This is a genomic window from Streptomyces sp. NPDC002573 (assembly GCF_042889625.1).
In the GTDB taxonomy this organism is placed as follows: domain Bacteria; phylum Actinomycetota; class Actinomycetes; order Streptomycetales; family Streptomycetaceae; genus Streptomyces; species Streptomyces gibsoniae.
The window spans coordinates 1-9,998 of sequence record NZ_JBIARC010000146.1; the positions used below are offsets into that span (position 1 = coordinate 1).

General features: G+C 67.5%; 11 protein-coding genes and 2 pseudogenes. 7 read left to right on the forward strand and 6 right to left on the reverse strand.

Annotated features, from left to right (window positions below):
* Nucleotides 1-137: 137 nt before the first annotated feature.
* Nucleotides 138-302 (forward strand): annotated as a pseudogene (locus tag ACFYX0_RS45355) (3-oxoadipate CoA-transferase); the annotation flags it as partial.
* A gap of 496 nt (nucleotides 303-798) precedes the next feature.
* Here ACFYX0_RS45355 and ACFYX0_RS45360 read toward each other — a convergent pair.
* Both ACFYX0_RS45360 and ACFYX0_RS45365 read right to left on the reverse strand, forming a co-directional pair.
* Nucleotides 799-1,044 carry a type II toxin-antitoxin system RelE/ParE family toxin gene (locus ACFYX0_RS45360; protein WP_388981042.1) on the reverse strand — a complete coding sequence of 82 codons (246 nt, stop codon included), beginning with the start codon at nucleotides 1,042-1,044 and terminating at the stop codon, nucleotides 799-801.
* Nucleotides 1,041-1,301 (reverse strand): type II toxin-antitoxin system Phd/YefM family antitoxin, encoded by a 261-nt coding sequence (locus ACFYX0_RS45365; RefSeq protein WP_329511585.1) that lies wholly within the window; start codon nucleotides 1,299-1,301, stop codon nucleotides 1,041-1,043. The genes ACFYX0_RS45360 and ACFYX0_RS45365 overlap by 4 nt, the downstream gene beginning before the upstream one ends.
* Nucleotides 1,302-1,319: 18 nt before the next feature.
* On the opposite strand from ACFYX0_RS45365, the gene ACFYX0_RS45370 reads away from it, so the two are divergent.
* Entirely contained in the window at nucleotides 1,320-1,487 is a 168-nt protein-coding gene (locus ACFYX0_RS45370; protein WP_388981045.1) for a hypothetical protein, read from the forward strand.
* A gap of 140 nt (nucleotides 1,488-1,627) precedes the next feature.
* Nucleotides 1,628-2,116, forward strand: a complete 489-nt coding sequence (locus ACFYX0_RS45375; protein WP_388981048.1) for a transposase — start codon at nucleotides 1,628-1,630, stop codon at nucleotides 2,114-2,116.
* Here ACFYX0_RS45375 and ACFYX0_RS45380 read toward each other — a convergent pair.
* The 3 genes from ACFYX0_RS45380 to ACFYX0_RS45390 all read right to left on the reverse strand — a co-directional run bounded on the left by ACFYX0_RS45380 (nucleotide 2,056) and on the right by ACFYX0_RS45390 (nucleotide 5,405).
* Nucleotides 2,056-3,558, reverse strand: a complete 1,503-nt coding sequence (locus ACFYX0_RS45380; RefSeq protein WP_388981051.1) for a CoA transferase — start codon at nucleotides 3,556-3,558, stop codon at nucleotides 2,056-2,058. The genes ACFYX0_RS45375 and ACFYX0_RS45380 overlap by 61 nt on opposite strands.
* A gap of 47 nt (nucleotides 3,559-3,605) precedes the next feature.
* Complete coding sequence (locus tag ACFYX0_RS45385) at nucleotides 3,606-4,586, reverse strand: 3-hydroxyacyl-CoA dehydrogenase family protein (RefSeq protein WP_388981054.1); 981 nt, start codon at nucleotides 4,584-4,586, stop codon at nucleotides 3,606-3,608.
* An 81-nt stretch (nucleotides 4,587-4,667) separates the two neighbouring features.
* A complete protein-coding gene (locus ACFYX0_RS45390; RefSeq protein ID WP_388981056.1) occupies nucleotides 4,668-5,405 on the reverse strand; it encodes an acetoacetate decarboxylase in 738 nt (245 codons plus the stop codon).
* A 162-nt stretch (nucleotides 5,406-5,567) separates the two neighbouring features.
* Between ACFYX0_RS45390 and ACFYX0_RS45395 the strand changes: the two genes are divergently transcribed.
* Entirely contained in the window at nucleotides 5,568-6,476 is a 909-nt protein-coding gene (locus tag ACFYX0_RS45395; protein WP_388981059.1) for a LysR family transcriptional regulator, read from the forward strand.
* 502 nt (nucleotides 6,477-6,978) lie between these two features.
* Complete coding sequence (locus ACFYX0_RS45400) at nucleotides 6,979-7,728, forward strand: transposase family protein (RefSeq protein ID WP_388981062.1); 750 nt, start codon at nucleotides 6,979-6,981, stop codon at nucleotides 7,726-7,728.
* A gap of 191 nt (nucleotides 7,729-7,919) precedes the next feature.
* Here the strand turns inward: ACFYX0_RS45400 and ACFYX0_RS45405 are convergent, their stop codons facing one another.
* Nucleotides 7,920-8,387 (reverse strand): MarR family winged helix-turn-helix transcriptional regulator, encoded by a 468-nt coding sequence (locus ACFYX0_RS45405; RefSeq protein WP_388981065.1) that lies wholly within the window; start codon nucleotides 8,385-8,387, stop codon nucleotides 7,920-7,922.
* 95 nt (nucleotides 8,388-8,482) lie between these two features.
* On the opposite strand from ACFYX0_RS45405, the gene ACFYX0_RS45410 reads away from it, so the two are divergent.
* Together ACFYX0_RS45410 and ACFYX0_RS45415 are read left to right on the forward strand one after the other, a co-directional pair.
* Entirely contained in the window at nucleotides 8,483-9,367 is an 885-nt protein-coding gene (locus tag ACFYX0_RS45410; protein WP_388981068.1) for a pirin family protein, read from the forward strand.
* A 338-nt stretch (nucleotides 9,368-9,705) separates the two neighbouring features.
* Nucleotides 9,706-9,998 (forward strand): annotated as a pseudogene (locus ACFYX0_RS45415) (RNA-guided endonuclease TnpB family protein); the annotation flags it as partial.

The following is a 9,998-nucleotide window of genomic DNA, read 5'->3' on the forward strand; positions in this document are numbered from 1 at the left end:
CCGACCGCGCGGCCCGCAGGACGACCCGCCGCCGGCACAGCACCGAGATCGTGCTCCTCCGACAGGCCGCCTGCTGATCACCCACCAGCCGAACCGCCAGGCGAGCATGCCCCGATCTCAATTTCTCCCGAGGCCGTAAGCTGGTCCCGGAGTGCGCCTTCCCGCTGACCGGCGTCGGCTGCGTCAGCCGGGTCTACACTGACCTCGCCGTCTTCGACGTCGGACCGCAAGGTGTGTTCGTGCGGGAGACCTTCGACATCAGCGTCGATGATCTCCGTGCCCGGATGGACGTACCGCTCATTGTGTTGCCGGTCGCCGACCAACGTCCGCGCGGCGCACGCGGTGATGCACCGCCGTCGGACGAAGCTACGGCTACCTCAGTACCGATAACTCAGGGGTAATCCGGTCGTTGTTGGGGCGGCAAGAGCGGGTCAGCTGAAGTCATCTGGTGAGCGGTTGTCGGACCGGGTCGCGGTCGGGGTGCTGACCCAGGCGTTTCCTCAGTCGTTTGTGGATGAGGTGGAACCCGTCGGTGGCCTCCGTTTACGGGGTGCTCGCCGACGCCGGGGAGGCCGACCGTGCCGCCGTCCACTGCCCTGCCGGGGAAGTTGCCCTTGTCTGATGGCCGAACTCGGCCTGGCTTCGGCTGCCACCGCTGCCGCAGGCCAGCCATCCTCAACCAGCAGCAGAGCGCGGCACTCCTCCACGGAGTAGTCCGCCGCCGGGTCGGCCCGCGACATGTCCGGGAGCACGGATGGGGGGCGGCCTCGCGTAAAGGCCGCCCCCCATCCGTCGCACTCAGCGCAGGCGTCCGAGATGAATCACGCTGGCGCGGACCTGCTGGTCGCTGATCTCGTACATCACGCGGTAGCGGCCGACGTGGATGCGCAGCACGTCGGCGCTGCCGAACGCGCCCTCGGGGCGCGGGTCGTCGGCGGGCCGGTCGACGGCGGTGAACACGTGCCGCACGCCCTGAGGGTCGTCCTTGGCGAACCGCTCCGCCTGAGCGAGGGCCTCGGGCTCCCAGATGACGTCGTAGCTCACGCCTCATCTCCGCCGAATACGCGGCGGTACGCCTCGGCGTGCGGAACTCCAGCGTTCTCGCCCTGGGCCTGGCGCGCGCGGTAGGCGGCCAGGGCCCGCATCTCCTGTAGTTCGAGGGCGTCGGCGGGGCTGACCAGTATGGCGATGGTCTGGCCGTGGTCGGTGATGGCGACCGGTTCACGGGTGGCGCTGACCTCGCGCGCGATGGCGCCCAGCCGGGCGCGGGCTTCCACGATTGAGTAGGTCGTCTCCGTCATGAACACTACCTTACACAAGTGTACACATCTTCGCCCACGGGCTGCTCACGCGACGTGCTCGCCCATGCCAGCAGCGCCGCAGCGAACGCGCCGATGTGGTGGACGAGCTCGTGGACCAAGATCAGCAGCACCAACACCGGCAGTGCCACGAGCAAGCCGGCGACCAGCCAGGACTTGCAGCCGTAGCGGTCGGAGAGGCCGCCGGCGAAGAAGCGTCGATCCGTCCGAAGGCGAGCGCGGCCAGGTCCAGAGCAGGGCCCCGATGCGCGGGCCAGGCCGGGATCACCTTGGCTCTTTGCCCGTGATTGCAGGGAAGGTTGGGGTTCTTGGGGTCCAAGCAACGGGCGTATATGCCTGAGTTTCGTGAGGGTGCTGTACGCATCGTGGTCGAGGCGGGCAGGGCGATCCCGGAGGTCGACGAGGAGCTCGGTGTGCACTCCGGCGCGTTGCACGGCTGGGTGTCGTGGTGGCGGCGCAACGGGTCGGCGTCGTCCGACCGGTCGGCCGAGCCCGCGCCGCCGGGTGCACGAATGTGCGAGGCCGAGCACGCCGAGCTGGAGTGGCTGCGGCGGGAGATGGCGGAGAAGAACAAGCGGATACGCGAGCTGGAGATGGAGCGTGATGTCCTCAAGCGATGGATGGTCCTGCCGCGTTCATCGGTAACCAGAGGACCGAGCACTGCGTCCCCCCGTCTGGCCTGCCGGGTAGGACGCTCCAGGGTGCGCGCGGGCGGGGGAAGCAGCCGGTGGGCGAATCAGGCCCGGGGCAGCCATTCCGGGCGCTGGGAGCCGCGTGGGACGAGGATCTGCCGGTAGGCGCCGGGGGTGTCCGACATCCTCACCTGGTCGGTGATGCCCTGGTAGTGGCCGAGGGGGGTCTCGGCGGCGAAGAGCTCCGGGTCGGGGTAAGCATGCAGTTCACCGGTGCCGGCGATCTGCCTGGCGTAGTCCTGGTCGAAGATGCCCATGGACAGGATCCACAGGGCGACGCGGGACAGCACGACGTGGACGCGGTAGCTGCCGCCGTCCTTGGCGCGGCGGCGCAGGGCCTCGGCGATACCAGCGGTCATGAACCACGAGAGGAGGTAGTCGTTGACGACGGTGATGGGCGGCAGGGCCGGCTCGTCGCCGTCGCCCTCCAGGTGCAGCAGGCCAGTGAGCGCGCCGGCGGTCTGGTCGAAGCCGAGGTAGTCCTTCCACGGACCGGTCTTGCCGTTCAGCGACACCGTGGCGTAGATCGCGCCGGGGCGGCGCTCGATGGCCTCTTCCTCGGACAGACCGATGCGCTCCAGGAAGCCGGGGCGGCGGTTGGCGTAGAACACGTCGGCCTCGGACTGGAGCTGGTGGATGCGGGCCAGGCCCTCCTCGGTGTACGGGTTCACCGTGGCGGAGCGCACGCCGACGCTGGTCGTGTTGTAGGTGACGTCGTGCTCGAGCTCGTAGGGACGCCACAGGTTCAGCACGTCCGCGCCGTGCAGTGCCATGGCGCGGCCGGCGCCGGCACCGGCGATGATGTGGCCCATGCCCAGCGCGCGGACGCCGTCGAAAGGGGCGAGGGGGTTCGCGGGCAGCGGCTCGGGGTCGCTGTCACCGATGCGGGTGATCTCCACCAGCGGCAGCTTGGACAGGACCTGCTTGTACTGCTCCTCCTGCAGGATCTCCTGGGGCGTGCGCACCATCGGCATCACGCACCCGGCCTCGGCGCCGGCCTGCTCCAGCTCCCGGGCGTTCCACTTCGAGATCGCGGCCGCGACGTGCTCGGGCACGTCACCGGCGCCGAGCAGCCGCTGGGCGGCGACCTTGATGTTGGGGTAGATGTTGAACGGCATCATCCAACGGCCGTCCGCGCTGCGGTAGAAGTTGTTGGCGTAGGCCATGTTGATGATCGACGGGGTGCCGCTGGGGTAGCCGTTGAGCAGCTCCCACTTGCCCTCGTAGAAGGGGCACAGGCGGTGCGGGCCCTTGCGGATGTCCATGTGGATGTCCTGACCGCGACCAGTGCGGTCCCTCCACAGGGCGGCGATGGCGGCGGACTTGGCGACCAGGGAGATACCGGAGGCCGCGCCGAGGCGCAGGGTGCTCGGGACGACCGGGTCGGCGCCCTCGTAGGTGATGTGGCCGCCGGTGTCGCCCGGCTGCAGGCCGATGCCCGCGAGGACCTCGTTGGTCTCAGCGTGGATGTCGAACGTGTCGTCGGTGGCCGGGTTGGCGATCGCCTTGTTGATCTTTTCGGTGAGGGACTTGCCAGGCAGGGACATGATTGCTGTGTTTCTCACGTGATTTCGGTGGTGGTGGGGGAGGGCGGTCAGGCGTGGTCGGCGGTGCCGGCGTCTGGGGTCTGGCCCAAAGCGCGCATGAGGGCGATCTGCGCGCGGTCGCGCTCGGCGGCCAGCTCCTCGACGGTGCTGCCCCCGAAGGCCTCGTTGGCCTGCTCGATGAGCGTGGCCACGGTGGCCTCGTCGAAGGTGGGGTTGCCCAGGGCCGGCCACATGTTGGCCTTCATGGCGCGGCCGAGGTGCTCGATGAAGTGCGGCAGGCCGCCCGGGCCGCCGCCGAGGTGGAAGGTGCGGAACGGGCCGGCAACCGCCCAGCGCATACCGATGGAGGCAGTGACGATGTCGTCGAGCTCCTGCTCGGTCACCACGCCCTGGGCCACCAGGTACACGCACTCGCGGAAGATTGCGGACTGCAGGCGGTTGGCGACGAAGCCGGGCACCTCCTTGCGCAGGACCTGCGGCTTCTTGCCGAGCGCGGCGTAGAAGGCCGTGGCCTGGCGGACCGTTTCCTCGGAGGTCTTCTCGCCGGGCACGATCTCCACCAGCGGCACCAGGTGCGGCGGGTTGAAGGGGTGGCCCACGATGAGGCGTTCGGGCTGCCGCATGACCTCGGCGATGGCGGTCGCCGGGATGCTGGAGGTCGAGGTGGCCAGCAGCGCGTGGGTGGGCGCGTTCTGCTCGATGGTCTGCCAGATCCGCTGCTTGACTTCCAGACGCTCGGGGCCGTTCTCCTGGACGACGTCCACACCCTGGACAGCGGTGGCCAGGTCGGCCTCGAAGGAGAGCCCGGCTGCGAGGTCCTTGGTGTCCAGCCCGAGCTGGGCCAGGGTGGGGGTGATCTCTTCCAGACCCGCCCGGACGAGGTCAGCGATGTCGTCGCGCGGGTCGTTGATGACCACGTCGATGCCGCGGGCGAGGAAGAGACCGGCCCAGGAGATGCCGATCACGCCACCGCCGATGATCGCGGCACGCTTGTAGCGAGCTGACACAGGCTCGGAAAGGGGAGTCATGATTTTTGATCCTTCTCGGAGAGGGTGCGCAGGTGCCTTCCACCGAGGTCGAGTGGGGAAGGCCCGAGTTGCTTCGCCGACTCAGGCGGCGAGGTAGTCGTAGACCGGCTCGACCGGGTCGAGGCTCAGGTCGGTGACGATGTGGCTGGCGCCCAGGACCTCCAGGACCGGCAGGTCTGCAAGCGGCGCCATCACATGGGCGAACAGCTGGAGGCGGGCCGGGGCGGTGTAGGCGCTCTTGACGGTGACGTCGGTGACCTGCGTGCGGACCAGCTCACAGATGCGAGGGGTGCCGTCGTAGTTCGGGACGGTCTTGACCATGAAGGTGGGGGAGCAGACCTCCGCGCGAGCTTCGTCCATGTCCATGGTGTGGTGCTTGTAGCCCATGGTCGCGGTGGCCACGCGCAGCGTGCCGTAGTCGAGCGTGCCGACAAGAGTGTCGGAGTCCACGTAGAGGGTGGGGGAGCCGGCCTTCTTCGGGTACGCACTGTATTCGCGGCCACTGGAGATCGCCGGGACACTGTCCACGTACATCGCGAGGCTGAACTCGCCCTTCTCACCCTCGTGCTCCACAGCGATCAGCTGGCCGGCTTCGGTGTAGTCACCCAGCCCGGTGGTGTCGGGCATCCGCATGAGCTCGAAGCGGACCACCGGGTCGGTGACGGTCAGCGGCTCGGGGACGAGGCGGCGCAGCGCCTCGGGGTCGGTGCGGTAGTAGATGTTGAGGTACTCGCGGTTGTTGAAGCGGTACCGGGTGGGCGCGTAGGCCGGGGAGTCCAGCGGAGTGGTGAAGAGCTGGGCGGCGTCTTGCTTGCGCATCGTGACCTCCAAGGAGAGGGCCTGGGCCGGTACGGCATTGCGTCGTTGCCGCGCCTCTCCCACATGAAATTGCTGGCGATGGGGCTGGACTCTGCAGCCCCTCGGCCTAGTGGACGCCTCCACAGGTATGTCTGTCCAATATATCGAAGTATAATGATCCATATGATGGAGGATATTAAACTCACGAAGCGGATACTGGAGCAATTTCTGACGGTGGCGGATGAAAGACATTTCGGTCGTGCCGCAGAGCGGCTTCGCATGAGTCAGCCGCCGCTCAGTCAATCGATTCAGCGCCTGGAGCGGGGGTTGGGCGTGCGGCTATTTGATCGAGGCCCAGGAGGAGTCTCTCTGACTGCTGCAGGGGAGGCGTTCGCCGTGGATGCGCAACGTGTCCTCAGCGCCCAGTCCATGGCCATCGAACGGGTGCGACGAGTCGCCGGCGGCTTGGAGGGGGATGTCCGAGTGGGCTATGTCAGCATCCTCAGTCACCATTACCTGCCCGGACTGCTCCGGGCGGCGGCCGAGGAAATGCCAGGGCTGCGCATCCATCTGCATCAGGATTCGCCGGCCGCCCTCGCCGAAATGGTCCGATCCGGTACGCTGGACCTCGGATTTCTGCGCGACCCTTCCTCCCTGTCGGACGAGCTCCAATATCATGACTTCGCTGTCGAGCGTATTGCGATGGCTCTTCCGGATGATCACCCTCTGGCGAAAGCCGGCGAAGTAGCGTTGAGCGAAATGCGTAGCGAGGATTTCGCGCTCCCGGATTCCATGACGCTACCGACCTTGACTCAACAGGTTTTCCTTGCCTGCAGTGAGGCGGGATTTACTCCACGCCGTCGCGCGGTGGCTGATGATCTCATCGGCCTCCTCAGCTATGTAGCCTCCGGGCTGTGCGTCAGCCTCCTGCCTGAGCCCTTGCGTTATTTCTCGATTCCGGGAGTCTCCTTCGTTTCCCTGCAAGGGCGATCGCCACTCCTGGAAACCACGCTGGTTGCCGTCCGTCGCCCGGATGCGGATGCGGCCGTCCTTCGTCTTCTGGACCTGATCACCCGCCACACCTCCACGTGAATGGCCCGGCGGCATATGGGAAACACCCCACCGAAGCCCCGGCAACTGCTCACCGATCACCTTGCGGGCGTACTGCATCGCACCGGCTTCAGCGGGCGGCCGAGCTGCCGCCGGTTGCCGGGGCGGACAGTCTCTAAAAGCGGTGGCGTGCCGCGGCGCTCGGTACCGGCCGGGGCGCTCGTGTCCGGCACGCGTTTGTGTCGGCTGCGCGGCAGAAGCTTCCCTGGGGCGTGCCCCTTGTCGTGCAACACCGTCACATCGTGAGCTGACGCCACGGGTGGCGGGGTGGCACACTGCCGCGGCAACGGGACCTCCGTACGACGATCTCTGGGCTCGACACCACAGGGACCTACCAGGGACCCCGTCCTCTCGTTCATGGAGCCTTCAGAGCGGCCACCGATCGGGTGACGGCCGGGCGGTCGCGGTGAAGGCAGAACGAACGAGGCTCCCGGGCGCTTGAGCGAGATGTCTCACGTCTCAAGCAACCAGCCAGGAAGCCTCGTTGGTCACCTGTCCTGCCGCACTGGACCTGCCACACGCGCTCGTGGAGTGGGTCACCATGCTCATCGTCACTCGCGAGGGCGACCGAAGGTGCAAGCTCCGGCCCTCCCAGCGAGCCCTGGTCGCGCTGGTGTACCTGCGCAAGCACGACACCCTCGCCCAGATCGCCGCCGGTTTCCGGATCAGCGTCGGCACCGCCCACGTCTACGTCCACCAGGTCACCGACCTGCTCGCCCGGAAGGCGCCCGGCCTGACCCGGGCCCTGCGCGAGGCCGACCCGGAGTACGTCCTGGTCGACGGCACCCTCGCCGAGTGCGACCGCGTTGGTGACGGGCGCGCGGACTACTCCGGCAAGCACCGCCGCCACGGCGTAAATCTGCAGGTCATCACCGGTCCAGAAGGCAAGCTCGTGTGGATCTCCCTTGCCCTGCCCGGCCGCACCCACGACCTGACCGCGGCCCGCACCCACCGCATCGTGAAGACTTGTGTCCGGCTCCGTATCCCCCCACTGGCCGACATGGCGTACACCGGCGCCGGCGGCACGGCCGTCGTGCCAACCAGACGCCCGCCTCGCAAAGAACTCAGCGTCGGGCAGAGGTCACTGAACCGCGCCCATGCCCGACTTCGCTATCCGGTCGAACGCGGCGTGGCGACGGTCAAGCGCTGGCGGATCTTCCGCCGTGCCCGTTGCAGCCCGAACTGGCTGACGTCAGCAGCCAAGGCCGTCCTCACCCTCGAGCTGCAACGCTAAAAACACTCATGGACTTGACAGAATGCCAGGCGGCATAACAACGGTGTTGCACCAAGCGGGACGCCACCCTTCCCTGCAGCCGCGTCAGCGGCTTTGCTGTCGTGTCGGCACCGAGAGCGGTCGGGCCGTTCGGGCCGGCTCGTGACCTCGCTCTCGCCAACCCGCCGATCGGCACGAAAGCCATTGCTGAGTCACTCGCCGACAGCCGGGTGATCCGTTTGCAGATGGTCAAGGATGGCATTGGAGATGTCGGCGAGGTGGTCGATCTGCTCGGCTGTGAGACGGTCGATGACCAGGCGCCGCACTTCCTGGGCGTGGCTGGGGGCCGCTCCCTCCAGGGCTGTGCGCCCTTCTGGCGTGAGTACCGCATACATGGCGCGTGACGCGCCACTCCGGCGCTCCACCAGGCCGCGCTTGCACATGCGGGTGAGCTGGTGGTGGAGGCGACTCTTTTCCCAGCCCAGCTCGTCGCTGAGCTCGTAGGCACGCAAACGTCCGTCCGGGGCTTCGGACAGGGCGACGAGCACTGTGTAATCGGCGTTCGACAGCCCGCTGCCCGCCTGGAGCTGCTGCTCGATACGTGACCGCAGGACCTCCTGCATCTGGAAGAACGCCCGCCAGGCGCGCAGCTCGCGCTCACTCAATGCCTGCTGCTCCATGCCCTCATCATACGGCCGGGTTGACACATCAACCCGGCGGCGTACTGTTGAGGTGACACGTCAACTCGATGGGTCGTACGGAAGGGATGCAGGCCATGGAAGTCCCGCAAGGCGCAGCGCAACGCAGCGTCGTCCGCGTCGAGGGGAAGATGCATTTCGGACCGGACACGCAGGTCGACGACAGGAACGTGATCATCGCCCCGGTGAGGCCGGAACTCACGGATCCGTTCCTGCTGCTGAGCGAGGACTGGTTCTCCTCGCCGGGCTTCGAATGGCATCCCCACCGCGGTGTCGAGACGGTCACCCTGGTCCTCGACGGAGTACTGGAGCACGGTGACAACATCGGTCACGCCGGCGCACTGACCACCGGTGACGTGCAATGGATGACCGCAGGGCGTGGCATCATCCACCGCGAGCTCGCCTTTCGCAATGAACGGGCGCACACCCTGCAGTTGTGGGTGAACCTTCCGCGCGAGATGAAGATGGTCGACACCCGGTACCAGGACCTGCTGGCAGACCGACGACCGGTCATCGAAACAGACGGCGCCCGCATCGACCTGATCTCGGGCGAGGCCGGCGGCGTCCACGGCCCCGCACTGAACAACTGGCCCATATCCGGAGCGCTGATCACCCTCGAGCCCGGCCGGCGCCTGGATCATCTGCTGCCAGGCCGGGATCGCGCCTTCCTCCACGTCCTGTCCGGCACGGTGACGATCGCCGGACGCCTCGTTCGCGCAGGGGAGACCGCCTGGTCCGATCCCCTTTCTCAGGCTTCCCTCTCGACCATCCGACTCGAGACCGCCGACGGCGACGAGTTCAGCGTGGTCATGGTCTACAGCGGTGAGCCGATCGGTCAGCCCGTTGTGATGGGCGGCCCGTTCGTGATGAACAGCGCGAACGAGATCGAGCAGGCCTTCCGCGACTTCCAGAGCGGCAGGTTCGGCCGCATCCCGCGTCAGGCCCGCCTCCAGTACCGCTGACGCCTGAGCGCCCCGCAGCCCTCTTCTTGCCCGACGCCTGTCCGCACCCAGTCGTGGCGAACAGGGCGGTGATATCGGGCAGCGTTCCGCGACTCCCGAGCTCCACGTTCGGCGACACCGCCCCTATTTCTGACCGCCTGCCTGGCGACCCCCAATCACCGGGTTCCTCCGAGGATGTCGCGGCCTTCAGGCCGGGGAGGAATCGGACTCTTGCGGAGCAGGGGAGGGATAGCCGGATCGCCGTCAGGGTGATCCGGCGTCCACCGCGCACGGCGGTGATGCCGCCCACCGTGATCGAGAGCTCTCAACTGTCAGTCCGCTCGGGTAGGTTCGGATGCATGACGACAGAAGCGGCCACGAAGGACACCGGGCATGCCCGGTACACCTTCCGTGTGCGCCTGTCGAACACGGCCAGGCGCCGGCTCGAAGCCGAGTGGGATCGCTGCCGCTGGATCTGGAATGAGTGCGTCGCCAAGTCCCGGCAGGTCCACGTGCAGGGCACAGCGGGTGGCGAGAAGCTGACGTGTGGTCCGGGGCAGCTCGACAAGATGCTGACCGAGGCACGCGGGATGACGCCCTGGCTGGCTGAGGGCGCGAGCGTGCCGCAGCAGCAGGTGATACGCGACTTCGC

Bases quoted from the DNA above. Each gene is read 5' to 3' on its own strand.
- ACFYX0_RS45365 (WP_329511585.1), bottom strand. From the start codon at position 1,301: ATGACGGAGACGACCTACTCAATCGTGGAAGCCCGCGCCCGGCTGGGC.
- ACFYX0_RS45380 (WP_388981051.1), bottom strand. From the start codon at position 3,558: ATGTCCCTGCCTGGCAAGTCCCTCACCGAAAAGATCAACAAGGCGATC.
- ACFYX0_RS45385 (WP_388981054.1), bottom strand. From the start codon at position 4,586: ATGACTCCCCTTTCCGAGCCTGTGTCAGCTCGCTACAAGCGTGCCGCG.
- ACFYX0_RS45390 (WP_388981056.1), bottom strand. From the start codon at position 5,405: ATGCGCAAGCAAGACGCCGCCCAGCTCTTCACCACTCCGCTGGACTCC.
- ACFYX0_RS45395 (WP_388981059.1), top strand. From the start codon at position 5,568: ATGATGGAGGATATTAAACTCACGAAGCGGATACTGGAGCAATTTCTG.
- ACFYX0_RS45405 (WP_388981065.1), bottom strand. From the start codon at position 8,387: ATGGAGCAGCAGGCATTGAGTGAGCGCGAGCTGCGCGCCTGGCGGGCG.
- ACFYX0_RS45410 (WP_388981068.1), top strand. From the start codon at position 8,483: ATGGAAGTCCCGCAAGGCGCAGCGCAACGCAGCGTCGTCCGCGTCGAG.